We start from the raw sequence: 22,484 nt of genomic DNA on the forward strand, positions 1-22,484 counted from the left end.
GGAAAAGCGGCCTATGAGACTTGCGCGTGCATGGGCGTCGGCTTTGGCGGCCGAGGGGCAAAGCGGTCTCGATGACGATCTGATCGCGCTTGATCGCAGTCATGCCAGGTCTGGCTCCGATCCCTCCCACCAGGTCTACGAAGTTCGCTCTCGCGTTCTGTCCGACAGCGGCGTGTTTCCTGGCGATCTCCTGACCTTGCGCCTTCTTGATGAGGGTGAGACGCCTGCGGTGGTTTCCTTCGCGGCGGTCACCGTCGGATCACCGCCCAGACAGCTCTTGTTGTTGCGGCTGTTCGTGCCGCCCCGGCAACTCACCATCAACACCGGCTGTCTCGATCTGCCGCCGCTGGTTCTTGGCCGCCATGTCCGGCTTATTGCCGCTGCCCCCTGGGCTCAGCCATCCGCCAGGTAATTTTCCCCAGCTTGTTCGTCGCGCCTTATCCCAAACAGCGTCTTTTGCTTGAGGCGAATTTTGCCATAGTTGCCCTATTTTGGACGACTTTTATTTTTTGCTTTTTAGACAATATTGGGCAAGCCTTGAGCGTATCAGGCAGTTGGCTTCTTGCTTCGTACCGTGTCTTGGGGTTGCCAGCATGATAGGCAGAGTTTCTGCTTCCAAGGGACGCGTTTCGCCCGAAGGCGCGCGACAAACGCCGTCAATCACATGTGTAAAGGCGGCGAGCGATCACGTCCCTCGTCCAGCCTCGACAGAAGGCGGCTGCGTTGCGTGCCGAAAGCAGCCGGCAATCGCCCTTCATGCATTGAAAATCCGAATACCCTCGCGAAAACCGGTCTGGGCCTTGCCACTGTGCCGCGTTTGCCTGAACCTGGCTTCGCCGCTTGGGCCGGTGGCTGAATTGCTGTGGCTTCAGTCTATCGGCGTGGATGCCCTCGCGGTTGCTTCTGCAGGGCACAAGCCCCCGGTGCGCGGCAAGCCCAGGAGACGAGCCCGCGTCAAGCCACCAAGCGACGTACCAGAACCCGGCACTTCGGACGAATTCGAACGGATCCATGCGGCGGCTGTGGCTGTCTTTGGGCGAGCCTATCCGGCTACGGCGTCCGGCCAGGCGCTTTACTGGGATGAGCTGATTACGTCCTTTGCGCGGGCGCATGGCGCAGACCTCACCGCAAAAGTCTTCGGCGTCGAGGTGCGCACGGGACGAGAGCTTTTGTTTCCCGCAACCACAGCTCCTTCAGATGGATGACCCTACAAGTTACGAGCGATAGTTCACCGGACCTCCCGCGCGCGGGTGCTCCCTTCGATGAAGCAGTGTTGTCCTAAGCCTGCAGAAGGTATCAACTTGAAGTAATTGCCTTTAGGAATTCCGATCTCCGTCACTGCGAGATTGTAGGCAAACGACAAGGGAGGGGTGAGGCTAGTGAATACTGCGTTCTTGCTCATGGCTCAATACAACGGCCAGGCTATCATCCCTATAGAAACTGTTTGCCGCGATTATTTTTCGCACCTCACACTCCCCAAATTCCTGCGCAAGGTCGGTGCTGGCGAAATAGATTTGCCTGTGGTACGGATTGAGGCGAGTCAGAAAAGCGCCAAGGGTGTCCATTTAATGGACCTTGCCACCTACTTGGACAAACGTCGAGCCGCAGCTTTCCGGGAGGCAAACAACCTCTCTTCGTGATGCCTCTGCCTTTGGAGACGAACATGGGACAAGACTCGGGTGAGACGCGCGCTAATTTCGCAAATGCGTCGATTGATACGAATCGTTGTATATGGAGTTGACATATACTCCTTTTCATATCATGCTCGCGGCTGTGAACACTCGCTATCCAACTCAACAAGATCGCGCCATTGCTCTCCTCGCCGAGCGGGGTATGGCCAAGCTTTCCGAGTTTACGGCAAGCGGCATCACTGCGGCCACCATATCCCGCATGAAAGAACGCGGCCTTATCCTTCAGCTCAGCCGTGGCCTTTACCAACTCCCCGATGCTCCTCTTGACGGAAACCACTCTCTTGCGGAAGCAGCGAAGCGCGTGCCTAAAGGAGTGATTTGCCTCGTGTCGGCGCTTGCCTATCATGAGTTGACCGATACGATACCGCGCCTCGTTTGGATCGCAATCGGCGCTAGGCAGAAGAAGCCCGTGGTCAAAACGCCGCCGCTTAATATCGTGCGCTTTGGACAGATGGTCTTCTCCACCGGCATCGAGGAACACATGATCGAAGGCGTTAGAGTGCGCATCTATAGCCCCGCCAAAACCGTCGTTGATCTTTTCCGTTACCGCCAGCGCGAAGGCAGACGCTATAAGAGTAGTCCAGGCATCAACCCCGTGCTGGAAGGCATGCGCGAAGCATTGCGGCAGCGGAAGGCGACGCCGGCCGATATCGCACGCTACGCCATGGAAGCAGGGGTTTGGAGCAATCTGCGCCCTTATCTTGAAGCGATGACTTCACATGCCTAACATTGCTGCCTCTGTTCGCGCTCGCCTTCGTAACGTCGCGGCCACGCGCAATGAACCCGTCGAATTGCTGTTGACGCGGTATGTGTTGGAGCGCCTTCTCTACCGGCTCAGCACCACCGAACATCGCAAGCGCTTCGTCCTAAAAGGCGCAATGCTGATGAGGATGTGGTTCGACATGCCATTTCGGCCAACGCGCGACTTGGATCTTCTTGGCTTTGGTGATCCAGATCCAGAAGCGATGCTCGCTATTTTCAGAGGCATATGCTCGATTCAGCTTGATGATGGCGTCGAATTCGACGCTGAGGGTTTACGCATCCACCGCATCCGCGAGGACAACGAGTATGGGGGTCTGCGGCTCAAAACAATCGCGACGCTTGCAGGAGCGCGGATTGCCGTTACCATCGACGTCGGTTTTGGTGATGCCGTCGAACCTGAAATCACCGATGTCGAACTGCCTGTGCTACTCGACCTGCCGCCTCCACGTCTTTACGCCTATCCGCGAGAAACGGTGATCGCCGAAAAGTTTCAGGCGATGGTCAATCTCGGCCGCGCCAACAGCCGCATGAAGGACTTTTATGATATTTGGCAGCTTTCAATTGCTTACGACTTTCATGGCGAAAGCCTGCCGCGAGCCATCGCTGCAACATTTGCACGGCGCAACACGCCAGTTCCTTCGGAAAGCCCCGACGCGTTGACGGCGGCGTTCGCCGAGGACCTTGTCAAACAACAACAATGGAACTCGTTTTTGCAGGACATCGACGCGCCGTTTGTGCCTCTCGCAGAAATCCTTGCAGCTTTGAACTCTTTTCTTATGCCTCATGCGGAAGCCGCTCGGACGATAGCGGCTTCAAAGGGGCTGCCTTCCTAAATCCGACCAATGTGCGGGTGCTGATCGCCACGAAGCCAGTGACTTCCGCAATTCAATTGCGGACGAACCGGCGTATGCCTTCTGGTCAAGTGGGAACTGTTGCCAAGAGCTACTGGGGAGAGCGAACGACGCGCTCTTGCCTCGTTGACAGGCGGTACGATTTCAGTACGACACGCCTTTCGAGGAACGTCATAGTAGATTGATCTAGAAGACTTTTTCAGACCTAGCGTTCCAATCCATCATGGGTGCAGTGCAGAATTTCCACGTGCTGAAGTTGTACTTGCCGATCGCCTGTTTCATTGCTCATGTGTCTGCTGGTGTGTTGGTGGGCATCAAACGGAAGAAGTGGCTGTGCAGCATGAGCCAATTTGCACCATACCGGAAGTCTCCCGCCTCCGCCTTCGGCAAATCCATTCTTGCCATGGAAGTTAGGCGCTATCGCTCCCTGTTTCTTGCTTAAAGCGTCGATCTCAACGATTTCGGCGCGGCGCGCTACCGAGTAGCGGATCTTTGCCTGTACCCGCCGAGCCGGAACCGAAAATGACGATTCGTCCTTTCCGGATGGCTGTATTAAGTAACTTGTTTGGTCGGGCTTCGTTTTGTGAATGCGTGGACGATGCATCAAGCCTTTAGGAGCGAAAACGAAAACGGCGCCCAACGGCGCCGTTCCGCAATCCAAAGTGATCGACCTACTTCAGCGACTCATAGCTGTGACCGAAGTGATAGTTAAGGCCGACACGCACGGTGTGGAAAGCGTCGTCTTCCAGTTTTGTACCCTCTAAATCTGTGTAGTGTTGACCGGTGCTTGTGTCAACGGGGTTATTCTTTCCAAGATTGATGTATTGGTACTCAGCCTTCAGAGACCACGCTGGCGCTAATTTATATTCGACGCCGCCGCCAACAACATAGCCAGTGGCGTTGCCATCAAACTTAAATTCCCCCGCGCCAAGATGGCGGGCGTCATAGTCATTCTTGATCCCGCCGTAGGCAAAGCCGCCCGTCGCATACACGAGCGCGCTGTCGATGGCGTATCCGAGACGCCCACGGACAGTTCCGAACCAATCAACCTTGGATGAGTATTTATAAGTAGCGGAATCGACGCCCGAGTCGCTGATATCAGAACCCTGGATATCCGCCTCGATGCCAAGCACGAGGTTGGGATGAACGAAGCCCTGCAGATTATAGCCAATCTGGCCGCCGCCGAAACCACCCTCGGGAGAGAGACCGTAGAAAGGATAATTAGGGTCCACATAAGCCAGCTGATCGCTTGACTGGCTCCAGGCGTAGCCGCCGTTCACGCCAGCATAGAAGCCTGTCCAGGTCGCAACATACGGCGCGTCCTTGAGGCCACCGCCGGCCGGCGCACGATATAAGTCAGCCGCATTTGCGGAGACTGTAAGAGCAATCGCGCTTACCGTACCAATAATTCCAAGACGTATCATACCATTCCCCATGATAAAGACCATACCCCGACTTTTGCAGTTAACCCAAATAGTCTGAACTCGTAAGCAACCTGTGGTTGCCATGCCTGACTATAGTGTTGGCGTTGCAAATAGGTCACCGATTTAGAGCCGCATTAACTGAAATAATAGAAATAAATTTTGCATAAGCAGTGATCACCACTGAGGAAGCCAGCTCGTCATCGTGATGCAGCAATCCCGTCAAGCAGTCGTTGGGCCTCGTGTCTGGTCGGGTTTGCCTCCGCAAGATCTGTCAACAGACTCCTCGCTGCCTCGCGGTCGACGCGGACCAGCGCTGACGCGAGTGAAAGAAGCGGCATATAGGCGGGCTCGAAATCCGAACTTGTGCGAACCACCGCAAGCAAAGGCTCACGCACCCTCCGCACCATCTCATTTACATCGTTACTCGGCGAAACGCCGAGACCGGCCTTGAGGAACTGATTCCGCGCCTTCCAATATGCCGCGAGGCGGGCCTCCGCGTCGGACTCCCCGTTCACGGGGGCGAGCAGCACTTGCTGCGGCTGCGGTCTGAAACGATCGATAAGATCGACGAGCCTTTCGCCTGAAGGGCCGAGCGGCGTATAGACGGTAGACGGGGCGCGGAATGTAACCAGCGGGCGATCGTCAGTATTGAGGGGACCGTCTCCGGCGACCCCCCGCAAATCGTCTGGACCGGCGACGAATGCGCCAAACAGCGCATAGGGATCGTCAAGCCGCGAGTCTTTCAATTTTTGCTGAAGCTGCGGATCGCTCAGCCGCGCATCGAGCCAATTGGCGGAGAACCGCATCGGCTTCGTTCCGCTGACCAGCGCCAGAAGCGGCGTTTGCAGGCTGTAATGCGCCAGATAAGCGGTTGCGTTCGGATAAACGGACTGGAACGTCCGAGTAATTGTGCCAAGTGTTTCCAGGTCAAGCTGATGGAGCGGCAGCCACTGGCAGAAAATGCCCCCCTCAGCAAGGCGGGCGCGGATCGCCGCGAAATGCTCCCGCGTGTAGAGCGAGCCCGATCCGTCCAGAGCTGGGTGGAACAAGTCTGCGACAATAACGTCGTATTTATTGTCTGACGCCTGTATGTAGCGGCGAGCATCCGCCGCCAGCAGACGCAGCTTTGGCATCTTCCTGAAGTCACCGGTAACCGCTTCGAAGTTGGGCAGAAGCGAGAGGATTTCGGGAACGAGTTCAACGCCGTCGGCCTCAAGCCCGGGAAAGTCGGCTGCTCCGGCGAAAGTTGCGCCCGTGCCGATGCCGAGAAATAGAGCCCTTTTCGGATCAGGATGCAGCAAGAGTGGAATATGTGACTGGCGCCGGTCGGAGAACTTCGTCGCAGTGCTTCCCATCCGAAAATGGTTGTCTACCTTGAGATAGCGAATGTCTTTGTCGTCCGCTACAACGCTCACTGCCGCGATCACGCCTTCGACATATTCCAGAACACGGCCGCCCGGAGGAACGCTCACATTATTCAAGTTGAGCGGAAGGAGCAGGAGGGCAAGTCCCGCGGCAAGGCCCAGGCTCGCCGGCAGCAGTGCGCGCGGGCCGCGCTGCGGGATCATCACAAGATAGCACAGGCTCACAGCAGTTAGGGTTAAGAGCGAACCCAGCATAGGCAGAGCCACAACGCCAAAGAGAATCGGCGCTAGCGCCGCGCCAAGGGTGTTGAATGCCAAGGCTCGGCCTAACCCGCCTGACGCCCCTCGCGCGCCCTGCGCAAGATGGCTGAAAAGGGCGCCCATCACTATGGTCGGCAGCAGAAAGACAAGACTTGCTATCCCGATCTCCGAGGCAACGGACCCCGCGAAAGAGCGGCCGAAAAGGTTCAGCAGGAAGTCGTATGCGGCAGGCGCAGCGGATAGCAGCACAATTCCGAAAAGGCATGCTCCACATGCCGCTTGAAGCAGCCGCGTCAGGGTGGCGTCGAAATCCCCCCCGCGCACGAAACGCTGATAAAGAGCCGCGCCTAGCGCCGTTCCGAGCAGATAGACGGACAGCGCCGACGCGAAGCTGTAGACCGTATTTTCCATCACCTGGGCGAGCGCACGGACGACCAGCACCTCATAGCCAATGCCGATCAACCCAGTGATGAACAGCGTGACGAACAAGCGTCCACCACCGGGGATTGCCGAGGCCGCATCGACGGGAGGACGCACTGATTCTCCGCGGGCCGCCCCCAGCGCCACACCGGTTGCGCAAAGGACATTGGCGGCCGCGAGCGTCAAAAGCGCACCGCTCACGCCGAGGTGCGGAACAATGACGAAGGTGGTGAGAAGCGCGCCCGCGAAGGCGCCAAATGTATTCGCTGCGTAAAGAGCGCCGACCGACCAGCCGTCCTGCGCCAACCGAGAGAAGAGGCGCTCCATAGCAGGTAGCGTGCCACCCATCGCCACGGTTGCGGGGAGCAAGAGCGCAAAGGGAACAATGAAAGCGATGGCCCAATGAAGAGCGGGCGAGGGATCGGCGCCGATAAGCGTGGCGACAAAGCGGTTTGCCGCCGGGATCAACGCGACGAGCGCCACCGACCAGACCGCAATGATCAGCTCGAAGGCGGCATACCATCGCCCCGGAACGCGACTGCGCGAGACTGGACCGTCGAGCGCCCAAGCGCCGAGCGCAAGCCCGGAGAAGAACGCGGCAATTACGGCAAGAACGGCAATAATCTCGTGACCCAGGCCGACCGAGAGCATGCGTGTCCACACGATCTCGTAGCCGAGCCCGGCAAATCCCGACAAAAATAGAAGCACATAGAGAAGCGTCAGATGGAGACTGCGGCTCACGATATTTCCGATCGGGCTTGGAATGCTGGCTTCGCCTACAGCGGGCTGCCTGCTTGACGCGATGGGAAGGGTGCCCAAAGGGCCCCCTTCCCTGATCTGGTTAGAAAACGCGACTTAGGGTTTACGACGCGCTTCCCTTGATCTGGATGAAGATCGGGTTGGCGAAGAAGGAGAGGTCGCTCCAGCCCTCGATGTCGGCTTCGAACTTGCCGTTGACGTGCGCCGGGCAAGCCGGATCGGAACACTTGATGTTGTTCGAGCCAATATCGTCGCGCAGCGGGTTGCCGTCCGCATCACGCTTGTTAGGCGTGCCTGCCGGAAGGTTGCTGCCGCGAACCCGGATGTATTTATTGGCGGTGACTGAACGTATGACGTATGTGACTGTCTTCCACTCGCTGGCCGCCTTGACGGGGAAGTTCCAGCTCTTGGCGATCTTGGTAGTGGCTGGCGCAAGCGGATCCTTATAAGCGTCGGGATTTGCGCTGGCCGTGTAGGGCGCATGAACATCGCCCTGAATCAGATCGATCTGTGCAACCATCGGCTTGTTTATCGGCTGCTTGATGCCGAGTTGCAACAGAGCAGGATTATTGAAGCTATAGGGGCTCAGATTTGTGCCGTTTGGATCGTGCACCGCGATGGTCACGGTGACATCAGCGCCACTGTTCACGGTGAGCGTCTCGCCCATGGTGGCGCAAGCGTTGGCGGTGCAAGCCTTGAACGACATATCGTCGATCAAGCCGCCCATAGCGACAAAGTTATTGCCGCTGCGAAGCCCGTTTACGATGTCCTGAGCGGGGCCAGCACTGGTTTTACGAACGAAGGTCCAGTTTTTCTGATATTCGCCGGGCCAGAAATCCTGGGTCGAGTACTTGTCGAACGGGGCGAAGTTCCCGCGATTATGCCAATCCGAGGAGGCAAAGAACCAATAGTGGCGGCCTTCGGAGAGCATGGCATCCCACATGGTGCGGACGCCGGGTTTACATAGCGTCACGCCAGTAGGGTTGGCGTTGGACGGAATTCCCGCGAAGCGGCCGTTCGGGCCGAAATCGGCCGCGGTGAGCGCTTTACCGTCGAAGTCGTAACCAGGTTTTGCAGATTCCGCAGCGGCATAGCAGCCGGTGCCGCCGTAGGTAAATTGTCCCGCAGACCCGTTAGGTGAGCGGTCGGCGCTGTATTCGCCGCGGTTCGAGGCTGCCTGGTGGCCGGGCTGGCTTTCGAAACCGAAGGCGACGTCCGGGGCGGCGTTATTCCAATCGCGCAGGTGCTCGATGTTATAGCCTCGATTCTGACCCGGCACGAAAGCGCCAGCCCGTTCGAGATGCGCGGGCACGGCATAGGCGGCGCCAGCATGCTTCTCCTGCATCCAGTAGACGGCCGCTGTGGACTTCACATGCTCGCCGTTGTCAGCGATGTTGATGCCCTTCGTGCCCAGCGTGCTGTTGTAGTCACCGGTCCCTTGGTCGCTCTTGCCGGCCCCGAAGCGCGTGCGCAGCTTGTCGTTATCCGCGTTGGTGATTTCGCAGGTCCAGCCCTGACCACCGCCTCCGCTGGTGTCGTCGCTATTTACGGCGAAGCAGTATTCGAACTGGGCCTGCCCGTTGACGTTCGGAACCGCAGCGTACTGCCCGGTAATAATGGCGGTGCTGGTATGCTCATGGGCGGGCACCACCCACTCCATGCCTGCCATGATCGGCTGTTGAAGGGCGTTTCGCCGCTCGATAAGGTCCGGAAACTGATACTCCTGCAGGCTCTGCCAGCGCCACATCTGTTGAGCGGAGCGCACCGTGCCGTTGGCATTGTGGCCGGTGTTTGAGGTCGTGGTCGGGGCAGGATCGCCCTTGATGGCTGCTTTGCCGACCGTGTCCTCCCAAAGCTTGCCCTGGCCGTCATCCGGGCCGTCATAGGCGAAATCGTCGAACCGGCAGTCGCGCGGGTAGGCGCCGCCATGGTCGGTGTGAACGAACCAATCGAGATTGACCATCGACTGGGTGGCCAGCGTCTTCACGCTGACTGCGCCGTCGGCGCATGTAGTGTGATTGTGGAAGTCGCCGGACATATAGGCGCCCGCCGCCGTGTACTTGCTGTTGAAATCCCCAGCCAGCACGGCTGACGGAGCCATGAGGCTTGCCGCAGCCACTGTCAGCGCCGTCACGCTGACGCTTGCTAACATTACCTTCTTCACAAGTCTTCCCCCAAATTTGCCCATAAAAGCGCATGCCGAAAATATATAAAGATGATCTGTAATAAAACTGTCATCTTATGATTCAGGCGCACGCTGCGAGCCGATCTAATCAGGGAAACATAACGGATTAATGAAACATTTGTGAAATTTGAAGGGTGTGTTTCTACATATCTGCTCGCGGAAGTTATGGTGTTGCGCTATGGCCTGTGATGAATGAAATTGTAATCTGTTCCCCCTGTTATTCTTGACAATGCAATCTACGCTTGTTTATAGCCCCTCGATCGCAGTCAATGCGTCAGTTCCAACATTTGCCGACCCTTCGAGGGCCTCCGAGAATGAAGAGTTCAACGTTGCTGCGGGAGCCCCTGCTACACTTTCTAGTGCTGGGGTTGCTGATTTTTGCGGCCGACCACTATATCCGTCCTCCTGATCGGCTTACCATCACCATCAATAATGCAGTTGAAAGGGAACTCGTCACGCTGTTCAAGGATGCGCGCGGCAGAGAACCCACAGACTATGAACTGAATCAGCTCTTCAGTCGCTGGCTGCAGAACGAAGTCTACTATCGCGAGGCGCTCGGGCTCGGGCTTGACCAGGGCGACGAGATGTTCCGCTCCCGCCTCGTCCTTAAAATGCGGGAGGTGGTAATGGGCAATCTGGTCGTTCCCACCCCGTCAAATGATGAGCTAAAAGGCTGGTTCGAGTCGCACAGGGCCAACTACGATTCGCCTGAGCGCTTTGACGTTAGCCAGTTCTTCGTCGCAGATCTCAAAACCGGCAATCAGAAACAGGTTAGCGATCTACTCGAAACTGTGCGGGAGGCGGTGCCGCAGCCCTACACCGACCAGGTTCGCAGCTATCGGAATCTCTCACCCGAAAATCTCAGTCAGGTGTTTGGGTCCGATTTCGCGGCCGCCCTCCTTGCGAACCGCGACACGACATGGCGCGTGCTTCAATCCAAGCAGGGGTGGCATATCGCCCGCGTCGATGCCCTCCACCCAGCAGTCCCGGCTGTGTTCGACGAAGTGAAACACATAGTGAAGGCGGATTGGGAAGCGGCCCAGAGGAGGCAAAAAGCCCTCGAAGCGATCCGGGACATGCGCATGCGTTACACAATCGTGATGTCTCATGCAAAGCGGCTCGAGACAGCGTTCAACACTGCTACGAGCGACAAGCCCGGCGAGGAGTTCGACGCTTCGGCTCTGGTCGAGCCCAAGCAGACTTGGGCGGAAGATAAATGAGAAAGGGGGCGCTACTGATCCTTTCTCTGGCGGCGGTCCTCGGGGTGATGCTGCTGGCGGTGCAAACGGCTGCTTATGCCCATGACACGCCGATTGCAGTCCTGCAGATCAAGGAGGACACGCCGGGCCGCTATACTACGAAGTGGGTGTTCGAATCCTCCAAAGGCATCAGCCCCCCCTCGGTGGTCTTCCCTCCGCATTGCAAATCTGCGCCCCCTCTCCTGGAATGCGGCGACCGTAAGCTCGTCGGCACGCTTACCGTGGAGAAACTCGGCGAGATTTACTCGGGCGCGGTGGTCCAGATCACGTTTGCGGACGGAAAAACGCAGTCCACGACCTTAACTGGCGGCAACCCGAGCCTGACCATGGGACCGGGCGACGGCGCGAGTCTGGGTGCCATTACTGACCTTGTCAGAGCCTATATCTCCATCGGCTTCGAGCACATCCTGCTCGGCGTCGATCATCTGATGTTCGTTCTGGGGCTCATCTGGCTCGTGCGCTCGCGATGGATGCTGGTCAAGACCATCACCGCCTTCACGGTGGCTCACTCCATCACGCTCGCCGCGGCGACGCTGGGCTGGGTGGGAGTGCCGGAGCGCGCGGTCAACGCATCGATTGCCCTGTCAATTGTGTTCGTCGGCATCGAGATTATCAAGCTTCAGCGTGGGCAAGTCGGGCTAACCGTTCGACATCCATGGGTCGTGGCGTTTGCCTTCGGGCTGCTGCATGGCTTCGGCTTTTCAACCGCATTGGTCAAGCTCGGACTGCCGCAAGATAGCGTTCTGCTGGCATTGCTCGCATTCAATGTCGGCGTCGAAATCGGACAAATCGTTTTCGTGTTCGTCGTGCTCGCCCTCCAATGGGCGCACCGCATGCTGGAAGTACGGTTCGATCCCCGGTTCGATCCAGCGCCGGCCTACGCGATTGGGTCAATTGCGATGTTCTGGTTCATCGGTCGGATGAGCGTGATATTGGGCGCGTAAGGAGAGGGAAATGGCGCATTCTTATCGGTTTGGTCTTGGTTCTCTGGCTGCATTTGCCTTGTGTTTGACGGCGTCATCTCCGGCCTTCGCGCATACGCAGGTCGGGGTAGCTGGCGGCTTTCTCAGCGGCTTCACCCACCCAATCTTCGGGGCCGACCATCTGGTTGCGATGGTCGCTGTGGGCTTGTGGGGAGCCCAGCTCGGAAGCCCGGCCATCTGGGTGCTCCCGATCGCTTTCCCCTCGGTTATGGCCATCGGCGGATTGTTCGGCGTGCTTGGCGTGCCGCTGCCGATGGTGGAGCTTCTCGTTTCCGGTTCGGCCGTCGTATTGGGCCTCATGGTAGCGCTGAACGCGCGTCCGCCGCTTGTCATCGCGGGGCTCATCGTTGCCGCCTTCGCCATCTTCCATGGTCATGCACATGGCGCCGAACTGCCGGAGGCCGCCAATCCGCTTGCCTACGGCGTCGGCTTCGTCCTCGCCACCGGACTGCTGCATCTTTGCGGCATTATCATAGGGCTTCTCGTCGCCTGGCCGATGGGCGCACGGCTGGTGCGGGGCTGCGGCGTCCTGATCGCATGCCTCGGATGTTACTTCGTTGCTGGCTGGGCCGGGGCCATCGCATGAGCATGCGTCTCGCCACACTGCTTGCGGCCTTGGCAATAGCCGTCGCCCTCCCGGAACCGGCAAGTGCACATCTTGTAAATACGCGTTTCGGCAATTTCTACGACGGGATGCTGCACCCTTTGACCGCTCTTGAGCATATGGTGCCGTGGCTTGCTCTCGGCATGCTGGTCGGGTTGGAACCGAAAGCCGGGCGGTTGGCTCTCTTGGCCTTTCCGATCGGCATCGGACTTGGTGTCGCCATTGGCTCTGTGCAACCTGATCTGGCATTTCTGACGACCGCAAATATGGTCTCGATCCTCGTGCTCGGCGCTCTGGTTGCCCTGACCTTGCCGCTGACGCCCTTTGCTGTCGGCGCTCTTGCTTTCGCCTTCGGCATCAGCCACGGCTACTCCAACGGCGCGGCCATGACGGAGGCGGTGAACCCTGCGCTGTTTGCTCCGGGCGTAGTCGTTGCGGGCTATATCACCGTCCTCATCGTCGCTGCTATCACTGCAATCCTGACGCAGCGCTGGCGAGCGGCCCGCTTCGGTGTGCGAGCGCTGGGAAGTTGGATCTTCGCTATCGGCGTAATGATGCTTGGCGCAAGTGTTTTATGAAACGCTGTCACAAATCTTTCGCTGGGCGCCAGCTATTCTCAACCCGGCATCGCAATCGTGACATGACCAAATTGTCAAGTTTGGGTTTTCATGTCATTCAACCGCGCGTCACGGGTAAGGGACAATGCTGATAAGCCTTGTCTTCGGCTTGGTTTTTCTTTCGTGTGTGGTTGTCATCGCTCGCGACGACTGGGCGTTTGGCATCGTGCCGGATTATCCCTTGCTTGCCCTTGGCGCGGCGGGCGCGGCTTTCGCGTTCTGCGATCCTGAAGCCAGTTACACGAGCGCGTTGGAAACGTTCGAGCAACTCGCCGCTAGAGCCGCTATTCTCGGCTTCTTTGGCTATTCTGTCGCTGTGCTCTTCAGACTCATTCGTGGGAGGGACGGGCTCGGTCTGGGCGACGTCAAGTTAATGGCCGCGGCTGGGGTATGGTCGCCCACGCTCAGCGGCTTTTATGCCATCACGTCCGCGTCCGTCGCAGCGTTGGTCTTGGCGTTGGGCGCGCAAGCATGGCGCGGTCAGTCTCCAGCGCTGACGGAGGCGCTTCCGTTCGCGCTATTTCTTGGGCCGACCTTTTTTGCCTTCTGGGTCTTCGAGAGGATGAATTTGCTATCGCCCTAGGCGGGTCGCCATGCAGCGACCAACCCATTGTCTTGAAGATAGCAGCTGTCTGCCTATGATTTGAGGAAATGCTCATGAACCGCCTTCCACCTAGACGCATCAGTTTCCCGGAACCGCTGCACTTGTCGGGACAAGTTAAAGACTGCGGCGCGGCACCCAAAAGCGGCTCTCCGGGCTTCAGCCTAATCGAGCTGCTTGTCGTTCTCTCTATCATCGGCCTTATCGTCGGTCTGGTGGGGCCGAAAGTCCTCAACTATCTCGAGACAAGCAAGGTGAAGAGCGCGCGTTTTCAAATCGATGGCTTCAGCAAAGCGCTCGACCTGTACTTCATCGACGCCGGCCGCTATCCCAGCACGGCGGAAGGGCTCGACGCTCTTGTTCGTAAGCCGGGCTCCTCGGCGGCCTGGAATGGGCCCTATCTCAAGAGCGACAAGCTCCCCGCCGATCCCTGGGGGAACCGATACAACTATCGATCTCCCGGCGAGCATGGCAAATACGACCTCTACTCTTATGGCGCCGATGGCCGAGATGGCGGAGTCGGCAACGATGCCGACATCACGAGCTGGGATATTGGTGCGGCAACCGCATCGACGGAGAAGCGCTAAGCCGTGGCGATCTTTTCCTACAGCGCGCTTACTTTGAACGGCGAGCGCGCGCAGGGCACGGAAACAGCGGATTCCGTCGAACATCTACGTGAGATCCTTGCCGCCCGCGACTTGATCCTCAAGTCCGGCCGGGCGCAGCGCAGCGCAGCGTCGAGCCGGCGGCCGCCCTTCAAGCACATCGCGAATTTCAACCGGGAGCTGACTGTTCTCCTGCAGGCGGGGCTGTCCATTCCCGAGTCGCTCGCGCTTCTCGCTGTGCGTCCGGGGCAGCCAAGACTCGAAAAGGCGCTGCGACTCGTCTTGAGTGAGGTCAATCGTGGCGGTTCTCTACGGGAAGGGATGAGCAAGGCGCAAGGCGCGTTCGATGCCGACTATATCGCCCTCGTTGGCACGGGCGAAGAGGCTGGCGCATTGCCGAACTGCCTCCAACGCTATCAGAATTATGCCGATCTCAAGATGAAGATGCGGGCGCAGGTCTTGAAGACGATGACTTATCCCGCCGCGCTGCTCGCGACACTATCGGCGGTGCTTACATTCCTGTTTCTGGAAGTGATTCCCAACTTCATTGGCATGTACCGGGAGCTTGGAAGCGAACTGCCGGCGCCTACTCAGATCCTTATCGCAGTCGAGCGGCACTTCCCGGCCATAGCGATCGGGATTACTGCGGCCGTTATCGGCGTCTGGATATTGGACCGCATTGCGGTTTCAACCCTCAAAGGCGGGATCATGCGCGACAGGCTCCTCCTTCAAATTCCCCTGCTAGGCGGTTTCCGACGCGTTTCCGCCGCAGCTGCCACGGCAAGGATGCTTTCCATCATGATCGCCTCTGGCGCAACGGTCACGAAGGCTTTGACCCTCGCAACGAAAAGCGTCTCGGATCGATACTTCGCTCACTTTCTCGATGACGCAAAGCGCGCCGTCCAGGAGGGCGTCCCTCTTTCGAAAGCGCTCGCCAGCGGAGGCCTTTTTCGCCCCATGAGCTTGAAGATGATTGCGGCAGGTGAAGCCAGCGGGAGCCTGGACAGCATGCTCGGCGCGGTAGCGGCGCAGCAAGAGGAGGAACTTGCCGACAGCCTCGCCCGGCTGACCAGCCTCATGGAGCCCGCCGTTCTCTTGATTGCCGGTTTCCTCGTCGGTGGCGTCGTCGTGGCCATGTATCTCCCGATCTTCACACTGACGGAACTGATCAAGTGACGCCCGAAATCGCGCACCGCTATTGGCTGCCCTTCGACGATCTGAACGGCGTCAAGATCGAACCCGAGGCGCTTGAGCGCTTGGCGGCTTCGGACGCGAGACGGCTCGGAGTGGCCCCGCTACGCGTCGAAGGCCCCATTCTTTACGTCGCCACCAGCCGACCCGACGACCTGGAACTCGAGCAGACGCTTAGCCTTTTGTGCAAAAGTCAGATAGAATTTATAGGCAGCCCGGCCGAGGCGATTGACGCCTTGCTCAACAAGTCCGGCGATGGCCGCACGCTGCTCGAAGACGTGAGGGACGAGTTCAGCCTCGCGCTTGTACGCGAGACGGAGCAGGGCAGCAGCGAGGCCATCGATCTGGACGCCTTCGGCAAGGACGCCGCACCGGTGGTGAGGCTCGTCAACGAAACGATCCGTGCGGCGCTCCAGAAGCAGGCGAGCGACATCCACATTCACTCGGATGCGGCTGGCGTCTCGGTCGATTTCCGGACCGATGGCGTTCTGACGCGGGCGCTCGGGCCTTTCGACCCTGCCTATCAGCCCACAATCGTGTCGCGGATAAAGGTCATGGCAGACCTCGATATCGCCGAGCACCGCATTCCGCAGGATGGCCGCTTCCGGCTTCGCGGCAGGCAAGGCGATATCGATTTTCGCGTTTCCGTATTGCCGGGAGTTCACGGCGAAGACATCGTCATCCGCGTGCTCGACAAAGCCCATTTGATGGAAAAAAGCAGGGCACTGACCCTCGAAGCGCTTGGCTACGAGGAGAAAGACCGCGAAACGCTCGCCCGCATAGCCCGCGCGTCGGCTGGTATGCTCCTTGTTACGGGGCCAACCGGGTCGGGTAAAACAACCACCCTTTACGCCTGCCTCTCCGAGTTCAGCACGCGTGAGGAAAAGGTCATCACCATCGAGGACCCGGTCGAGTATGAGCTGCCCGGCGTGTTACAGGTACCTGTGGCCGACAAGAAGGGGCTGACCTTCGCCCGTGGCCTCCGGTCCATCCTGCGGCACGACCCGGACAGGATCATGGTGGGCGAGATCCGCGACCGGGAGACAGCGTCGATTGCCGTTCAAGCGGCTCTGACGGGGCACTTTGTCTTTACGACCGTGCACGCCAACAACGCCATCGACGTGATCTCTCGCTTCACGCATATGGAGATCGATCTTCATGAGCTTGTGGCGGCATTGAGCTGCGTCGTCGCACAGCGGCTCCTGCGCCGCCTTTGCAGCTCCTGCTCCGTTCCTCGCGTCTACGCTCAGCGGGAGCTTGCGGCCTTGGGCCTCGACGAGACATCCTTTGCCGTCGGCGCATGGCGCGAAGCGAAAGGATGCGATGAGTGCGACGGCATGGGGTATGCGGGGCGCACGGTCGCCGCTGAAGTGCTTATCCTGACCCCCGAGTTTAAACAGATGATCGTGGAGCGCCGCGCCACCGAAGACATGCGAGCGGTGGCGTTGCGAAACGGGTTCCGGGAAATGCGGCAAGCGGCGCTGGCGAAAGCAGCCCAAGGCTTGACTTCGCTTCCAGAAGTGGCGCGGGTGACATGATGCGCATGATGTCGCCGGCTAGGTGCTTTGTGAAAATAGGCGCGGCGCATGTCTGGGGTACGTGGCGCCCTCAAGCTTGGCCGCGTGCAGCGGTGAGAAATGCGGAAATCAGCTTTGGCGACGATCCATCCCGCACTATGCGGAGTGCGCTCGACGAGGTCCTTGACGCCATCGTTCCGGGCCGCAGGATAACATCGCCGTTCGTTCAAGTAAGCCTCGAAGGCCAGCGCATCCTGTCCGGAATCAAGCGCTTTACTGTGCTTCCCAAATCCGCCTCGGATCGCCGTCTCGTCATTTCTCAGCGCTTTTGCCGGGACCATCGGCTCGAAGCCGACGCCTTCGACGTCATGGGCTCGCCCCTGGCAGGCGACGAAAGCCTCAAGAAGATCCTGTGTCTCGCGGTAGAAAAAAAGACGCTTCAAACGATCAGGGAGGCGTTTGCGGCCAAAGGTCTGCACGCCGATGTCATTGCGCCGGAATACCTGATGCGCCTGGAACCGCACAAGGAGAGCCTGGAAAGACCGGGCCTCGCCGTTTTCGACGAACACGGCGGCACATCGATCGCCGTGTGGGATGAATCAGGCGCGCTCGTACACCTCGCATCCATCAAGGCGCTCGATCCGTGTGACGCGGTAGCCTCAGGCAGGATGTTGAATCGTTTGACCCGCTATGCGCTCATAGCGGCGGAAGGCTTCGACACTCCAGCGACGATCTATGCGGAACAGCCCATCGCAAGCCTTCTTTCCAGCACGGTTCTCCGTGAACGCGGCCTCAAGCTTCTGCAATGGCCCGACGCGCCGCCTGCCTCAAGGGCGGTGGCGTCATGAAAGGGCCTTTGCTTCTTCCAGACGGAAATTTTTCGCGCGACACGCGGGCGGTCTCTTTCCTCCTTGCGGCTAGCCTTATTGCGCTTTCAATCGGTGCTCTGGCGGTGACAGTCGCGCTCGTCGCAGAAAGCGCATCATATGGCAAGGCAAAGGACCGAGCCGTGCAAGCGGCCAAGAACGCCGCCGCTCAATTGGCGGACCTTCGAGCGCAACCGCTCAATGCGCCGGACGCCGCCTCCATCAGCGCGTTGCGCCGCCGAATCGAAGCGGTGAACGCGCTCGACTTTGGCGCCGCGCCGTCCCTCCTGGCCGTCCTCTCGGCGCTGGAGGCGTTGACGCCGCCTTCAGTCGCAGTTGCAAGTCTGGAATACGATAGAAACCGCGGCTCTCTTGAAATGCTTGCCGTCTCCCGCTCCAGCGAAGAGCTGACGGCCTTCTTCGACAAAGCGAGCCGCAGCGCCTCTTTCAAGGAAGTTCGGCTCATCGACAAGAAACAGACTTCATCGGCGGAGGGCTCGGAGCCTCTTTTTCAGGCCAGATTGTCCATGCGCCCCTTCAGGATGGAGCCGCGTACATGATGGGAGCCACGCTCGCCCATATCGTCCGTCATCCTGCCGTGATCGCGGCGGCTCTGATCTTGATGCTGGCGTCGGCGTTGCTCGGCTCGGTCGCAGCGCTGGTTTGGCGTCCTGCGGCAGTGGAAGCCCAGGAGGCCGACAACGCTCTCGAAGGACTGAACGCGAATATTCGGAGCCTGCGCGCCGCGGCCAGCACAGCACAATCCTACGCCCTGCGTCTTTCTCAGGCGACGGCGCTGGAAGCAAAGCTCGGCCATCGATCTTCGGAACCCGAATTTATCCACGCCATCGAAACGCTTGCGGCCTCGAGCGGCGCGACCATGCAGCAGATCTCTTCGCCGGGAGCGGAAAAGTCCGCCGGGCCGATTGAACTGGTTCTGACTGGGACGTACGTAACCATCATCAAGTTCGTAACAGGTCTTAACGATCTTCAGGATTATGTCACCGTCGACCGCGCATCAATGTCCCGTGACGGGGACAACATCCGGGCTTTCCTTGTCTTGACAAGACCCCGTCCGCGCTAACGCCAGCGACACGGTTTAATCTGTCTCCGAAGAGTCGTCGCCATCAGAAGTAGCTGCAATGAGGGGCGCAATCTCTGAATTGCCGGGCTGAGACTTGGCGGGCTGAGTACGTGCGGTGAACCGCCACTCCGCATATGTCTTTGCCAACTCGAACCCTCTTAGCCCCTTTTCGAAATCGACCTTCCGGAAGGGACTTGCTGCGCTTGAGCTTACCACACCGGTAATCTCCCCCTCGCTTGTCCGTATGAGATCAAAATCCTTGCCGGTCACCGGATCCTTGTAGAGTTGCCGGATGAAGCCGCTGGCGCCCGCGCCCGATCCTGCCAATTCAGCAAGTCTGCGCGGATATTTGCCGTTCCTCGTATGGAAAGCGTCAATGGCCTTCATATAGGCGAGCCCGCGGAAGAGAAGCTCATCCTCTTTATCGCGCTTCAGCCTGTAACTCGCCGCAACTTCAATGCGTGATGCCCCATAAGCCAATGCCGTGATAATGACGAGCATAAGCGGAAATGTATATCCAGGCGATCCCTGCGGCTTTCGGTCTGACATCACCATTCGCTATATGGAACGCCATTTTGGCCGCGCTCAGTCGATAGAGAACGCACATCCAAAACCCCGCCCTCCTTTGCCGAAACGCCTTTCCAAGCCGTCTTGTTTCCGTTTACCGGATCTGGCGGCATCGCTCGCAGATAACCCTGATCTACAAGCGTTTGAAGCGACGGTGGGAAGACGCCCTTATCAGTGTAATAGTCGTCGATCAACTTGCGGATGGTCTTCAGGTCTTGCTGGAGTGCGGCCTCGCGCGCTCGCGTAAGCGCGCCCATTACGGAAGGGGCCACCACGGAAGCAAGGACGCCTATAATTGCAAGCACAAGCAGCATCTCCATGAGCGTGAAGCCAGGGCTGCCGCCTCGACGCGAGCCGCGCTTTTGCTGGCCTTTTTTCAAATCACCAGTCCGCATAGCGCGACCCATCCAGAGCGATGCCATCTGTCATGGCGTGAAGATCGTAAATGTCCTTATCCCCGCTCACCGTCTGGACTTCCGCAAGCGTCGTTCCATAGGATGACGAGGTGATGCCAGCGTCCCCCCGTTGGTAGCTGACGAATGTCCATTGCGCCTGGAAAGGCGTCCCAGCTGGCGCAAAGGGATTGACGGGCAACGACCGCAGGTAGCGCTTCTTCGGGCCGTTGGCGGCGCCGTCGACGAGAACCTGAAGCGCTAGAGGATATCCGTTCGGGCTGGCACCGCCTCCTTTTGCGTCTTTGTCCTTCCTTTTCGTCATGTCGGCGTGAAAGCGATCGATGGCGTTTCTTACAGTCCTCAGCGTTTCCCTGAGTTGTATTTCCTTGTCGCGTTTCAAGTTCATACGAGCGTGCGGCGCCGCTAGTGCGGCCAGCAAAGACAAAATGGCGAGGACGACCACCATTTCCATGAGTGATGACCCGGGGGAACCTTGCCGTCTTGCGGAAGCCTTGGAACCTGAGCGCAGAGGCGTATGCATAAAGCGTTGCCTAGCGCCCGTATGTCGTCGGCTGGATTCCGTCAGGCGTACCGCCGCTCGCGGCTGCACCTGCTGATGGCTTCGTATTATCCGGCTTGATGACGTATCGGGGCGCTAACCCAGACTCTGGGGCCTTCTTGAGATACTCATGCTCGGCCCGGATCGAATAAGTACCTTCCGTGCCGCTATAAAAATCGGTCGCGCTCCGTTGCGCGAAGGATTGCGGCCGAATAAGTCGGGGGGTGATTGTAAGCAGCAGTTCGCTTCTCCCGACCTTATCGCTTGAGGTCGAAAACAGTCTGTCCAGAACGCTCACCCCGCTGCGCTCCACTGGAAGGCCGTTCATATTGTGTTGTTCTTCCTCTTTGATCAGTCCGCCGAGCAGCGCTGTCTCGTTCTCCCGCAAAATCATAGTCGTATGAACATTACGCGATCCAATGGCGTAAGCGGGCTGCGCGGCGGTGCCGAGGTTTGAACCGAGGGAACTGACCTCGATCTTGAGGTCGACAAAAATCGAGCCGTCGAGATGGTATTTTGGGATCACGTCCAGCTGAATGCCGATGTCGTGATATTCGAAAAGCGTACGGGTTTGGCCCGTGGTATCCTGGACGAATGAGGACTGTAAAGGAACGCGGTCGCCCACGTGAATCTTCGCAGGCTGGCCATCAACCGTGCGAATGCGGGGGTTGGAAAGTGTCCGTGCGCCGACGTCGGTCTTTAAGTAGTTGAACGTCACTGTGGGGAAGGTGATGACGCTGTTCGTCGCGAGCTTGGCCCCATTGGCCAAATCGGTGAATGAGACCTGCGGCAGTTGAACGGTGATAGAGCTCCCGTAATCCAGCCCTAGCTGTTCGGCCTTGGTGCGATCTATTTCAAGTATCTCGACCTCAAGCATGATCTCCGCGGGTTTTCGGTCATTTGTGGCGATCAGTCTTTCAGCGACTTCAAGAGTCTCCCGCGTATCGCGAATTTGAATAGTTCCTAGATCGTTGTTCGCGAACACGGTTTTTACGTCCATGGAAGCTTTGAGAATCTCGGCCATGCGTTCCGCTTTTAGTGTCGAAAGATGGAATGTCTTGAAATAGCGATCCGCATATTGCTTTCGCTTTTCGGGGGTATCCTCGTAGATAAATATCGAGTTTGTACCAAGTACTTTGTAGGCTGCATTACTCGATTGCATGATCATATTGAATGCTTGCTCGAAGCTTACATTTCTTGCGCTGACGCTCACGTCCAGATTGTCCGCGTTCTTATCGAAGACAAAATTGAGAGCGTAGGGATCGCACAAGGTCTTGAGCGCATCCTTAAGCTTCGCATCTCGAAAATTGACTGCGACCGGGCTGGCGGAGCGGAAAGCAGCGAGCACCAAGCGCTGATCGTCGCCCCTCTTGGAACGATCAAGCTCCGCCAATTCCTTTTTCAGGATGGGATCATGCGCATCGAGGGTCGCCGCCCGCTGCAGCAAGGTCTGCGCGAGGTCCGTGTTACCGACCATTTTCGCCTGCTGGCCTTCCGCGTAGAGACGCGCTATTTCCTTGCGCTCGACCGAGGACTGGCGTTGGCGCTGCAAGTCCATATTGGTTGGTTGAGCCAGCAGCCCCAGTTCATATTTTTCGATAGCCTCCGGATAGCGCTCCGCCTTTGCGAGTGCGGAGCCGGCGGCGAGAAAATAGGCGGCAGCCTCGGATTCAGCCCGGTTCAGTTCCTGCTGCCCCTCGGTGTCGGAAGAGCCAAGATAGCGCCGGCGTAATTCCATAACGGTTTGCAAACGCTTCCGATCGTCGTTATCGCCGGTCTGGATTGAGGTTGGCCCGCTTTGCTGCGAGGATTGCGACGACACCCCGAGGTTCGGCAGACCGCTGCCCATGCAGGCGGACAAGGACGAGGAGAGCGCCAAAATAGCTACTGTTCTGAAATGCATCGGACTGTCCTGATAC

General features: G+C 58.5%; 22 protein-coding genes. 15 read left to right on the plus strand and 7 right to left on the minus strand.

The window, feature by feature from the left end:
• The first annotated feature begins 13 nt into the window (after window positions 1-13).
• The 4 genes from RVAN_RS09030 to RVAN_RS09045 all read left to right on the plus strand — a co-directional run bounded on the left by RVAN_RS09030 (window position 14) and on the right by RVAN_RS09045 (window position 3,286).
• Window positions 14-412 carry a hypothetical protein gene (locus RVAN_RS09030; RefSeq protein ID WP_013419427.1) on the plus strand — a complete coding sequence of 133 codons (399 nt, stop codon included), beginning with the start codon at window positions 14-16 and terminating at the stop codon, window positions 410-412.
• 967 nt (window positions 413-1,379) lie between these two features.
• Window positions 1,380-1,640 carry a pyocin activator PrtN family protein gene (locus RVAN_RS09035; protein ID WP_013419429.1) on the plus strand — a complete coding sequence of 87 codons (261 nt, stop codon included), beginning with the start codon at window positions 1,380-1,382 and terminating at the stop codon, window positions 1,638-1,640.
• Window positions 1,641-1,731: 91 nt separating this feature from the next.
• Window positions 1,732-2,418 carry a type IV toxin-antitoxin system AbiEi family antitoxin domain-containing protein gene (locus RVAN_RS09040; protein ID WP_245258051.1) on the plus strand — a complete coding sequence of 229 codons (687 nt, stop codon included), beginning with the start codon at window positions 1,732-1,734 and terminating at the stop codon, window positions 2,416-2,418.
• Window positions 2,411-3,286 carry a nucleotidyl transferase AbiEii/AbiGii toxin family protein gene (locus tag RVAN_RS09045; RefSeq protein ID WP_013419431.1) on the plus strand — a complete coding sequence of 292 codons (876 nt, stop codon included), beginning with the start codon at window positions 2,411-2,413 and terminating at the stop codon, window positions 3,284-3,286. The genes RVAN_RS09040 and RVAN_RS09045 overlap by 8 nt, the downstream gene beginning before the upstream one ends.
• 689 nt (window positions 3,287-3,975) lie before the next feature.
• Here the strand turns inward: RVAN_RS09045 and RVAN_RS09055 are convergent.
• The 3 genes from RVAN_RS09055 to RVAN_RS18945 form a co-directional block, all read right to left on the minus strand.
• The gene (locus RVAN_RS09055; RefSeq protein ID WP_013419433.1) at window positions 3,976-4,728 is read right to left on the minus strand and encodes an outer membrane protein; all 753 of its coding nucleotides are present in this window, start codon (window positions 4,726-4,728) and stop codon (window positions 3,976-3,978) included.
• 197 nt (window positions 4,729-4,925) lie between these two features.
• Window positions 4,926-7,592: a spermidine synthase gene (locus RVAN_RS09060; RefSeq protein ID WP_013419434.1), complete on the minus strand. Its 2,667-nt coding sequence runs from the start codon at window positions 7,590-7,592 to the stop codon at window positions 4,926-4,928.
• A 43-nt stretch (window positions 7,593-7,635) separates the two neighbouring features.
• A complete protein-coding gene (locus RVAN_RS18945) occupies window positions 7,636-9,684 on the minus strand; it encodes a hypothetical protein (protein WP_049779307.1) in 2,049 nt (682 codons plus the stop codon).
• Window positions 9,685-10,031: 347 nt separating this feature from the next.
• Between RVAN_RS18945 and RVAN_RS09075 the strand changes: the two genes are divergently transcribed.
• The 11 genes from RVAN_RS09075 (at window position 10,032) to pilO (ending at window position 19,044) form a co-directional block, all read left to right on the plus strand.
• The gene (locus RVAN_RS09075; protein ID WP_013419436.1) at window positions 10,032-10,937 is read left to right on the plus strand and encodes a peptidyl-prolyl cis-trans isomerase; all 906 of its coding nucleotides are present in this window, start codon (window positions 10,032-10,034) and stop codon (window positions 10,935-10,937) included.
• Window positions 10,934-11,920 carry a HupE/UreJ family protein gene (locus tag RVAN_RS09080; RefSeq protein WP_013419437.1) on the plus strand — a complete coding sequence of 329 codons (987 nt, stop codon included), beginning with the start codon at window positions 10,934-10,936 and terminating at the stop codon, window positions 11,918-11,920. The genes RVAN_RS09075 and RVAN_RS09080 overlap by 4 nt, the downstream gene beginning before the upstream one ends.
• Window positions 11,921-11,930: 10 nt before the next feature.
• Window positions 11,931-12,545 carry a HupE/UreJ family protein gene (locus RVAN_RS09085; RefSeq protein WP_013419438.1) on the plus strand — a complete coding sequence of 205 codons (615 nt, stop codon included), beginning with the start codon at window positions 11,931-11,933 and terminating at the stop codon, window positions 12,543-12,545.
• Window positions 12,542-13,141: a HupE/UreJ family protein gene (locus RVAN_RS09090; RefSeq protein WP_013419439.1), complete on the plus strand. Its 600-nt coding sequence runs from the start codon at window positions 12,542-12,544 to the stop codon at window positions 13,139-13,141. Before RVAN_RS09085 ends, RVAN_RS09090 begins: the two co-directional genes overlap by 4 nt.
• Window positions 13,142-13,265: 124 nt before the next feature.
• A complete protein-coding gene (locus RVAN_RS09095; RefSeq protein WP_013419440.1) occupies window positions 13,266-13,763 on the plus strand; it encodes a prepilin peptidase in 498 nt (165 codons plus the stop codon).
• Between the two features lie 74 nt (window positions 13,764-13,837).
• Window positions 13,838-14,368 carry a type II secretion system major pseudopilin GspG gene (gene gspG / locus RVAN_RS09100; protein ID WP_013419441.1) on the plus strand — a complete coding sequence of 177 codons (531 nt, stop codon included), beginning with the start codon at window positions 13,838-13,840 and terminating at the stop codon, window positions 14,366-14,368.
• A gap of 3 nt (window positions 14,369-14,371) precedes the next feature.
• Entirely contained in the window at window positions 14,372-15,562 is a 1,191-nt protein-coding gene (locus RVAN_RS09105; protein WP_013419442.1) for a type II secretion system F family protein, read from the plus strand.
• Window positions 15,559-17,115: a GspE/PulE family protein gene (locus tag RVAN_RS09110; RefSeq protein WP_013419443.1), complete on the plus strand. Its 1,557-nt coding sequence runs from the start codon at window positions 15,559-15,561 to the stop codon at window positions 17,113-17,115. The genes RVAN_RS09105 and RVAN_RS09110 overlap by 4 nt, the downstream gene beginning before the upstream one ends.
• Window positions 17,116-17,252: 137 nt before the next feature.
• The gene (locus tag RVAN_RS09115; protein ID WP_041787409.1) at window positions 17,253-17,942 is read left to right on the plus strand and encodes a hypothetical protein; all 690 of its coding nucleotides are present in this window, start codon (window positions 17,253-17,255) and stop codon (window positions 17,940-17,942) included.
• A 269-nt stretch (window positions 17,943-18,211) separates the two neighbouring features.
• Entirely contained in the window at window positions 18,212-18,520 is a 309-nt protein-coding gene (locus RVAN_RS20160) for a PilN domain-containing protein (protein ID WP_155942408.1), read from the plus strand.
• A complete protein-coding gene (pilO, locus tag RVAN_RS09125) occupies window positions 18,520-19,044 on the plus strand; it encodes a type 4a pilus biogenesis protein PilO (protein WP_041787412.1) in 525 nt (174 codons plus the stop codon). The genes RVAN_RS20160 and pilO overlap by 1 nt, the downstream gene beginning before the upstream one ends.
• Window positions 19,045-19,059: 15 nt before the next feature.
• Here the strand turns inward: pilO and RVAN_RS09130 are convergent, their stop codons facing one another.
• The 4 genes from RVAN_RS09130 to RVAN_RS09145 form a co-directional block, all read right to left on the minus strand.
• Complete coding sequence (locus tag RVAN_RS09130) at window positions 19,060-19,545, minus strand: hypothetical protein (protein WP_041787413.1); 486 nt, start codon at window positions 19,543-19,545, stop codon at window positions 19,060-19,062.
• 47 nt (window positions 19,546-19,592) lie between these two features.
• Window positions 19,593-20,006 carry a type II secretion system protein gene (locus tag RVAN_RS09135; protein ID WP_013419448.1) on the minus strand — a complete coding sequence of 138 codons (414 nt, stop codon included), beginning with the start codon at window positions 20,004-20,006 and terminating at the stop codon, window positions 19,593-19,595.
• A complete protein-coding gene (locus RVAN_RS09140) occupies window positions 19,993-20,478 on the minus strand; it encodes a hypothetical protein (protein ID WP_155942409.1) in 486 nt (161 codons plus the stop codon). The genes RVAN_RS09135 and RVAN_RS09140 overlap by 14 nt, the downstream gene beginning before the upstream one ends.
• A gap of 79 nt (window positions 20,479-20,557) precedes the next feature.
• Entirely contained in the window at window positions 20,558-22,468 is a 1,911-nt protein-coding gene (locus RVAN_RS09145) for a FecR domain-containing protein (protein WP_013419450.1), read from the minus strand.
• Window positions 22,469-22,484: the final 16 nt, after the last annotated feature.

This window comes from Rhodomicrobium vannielii ATCC 17100, from assembly GCF_000166055.1.
GTDB classification, from domain to species: Bacteria; Pseudomonadota; Alphaproteobacteria; order Rhizobiales; family Rhodomicrobiaceae; genus Rhodomicrobium; species Rhodomicrobium vannielii.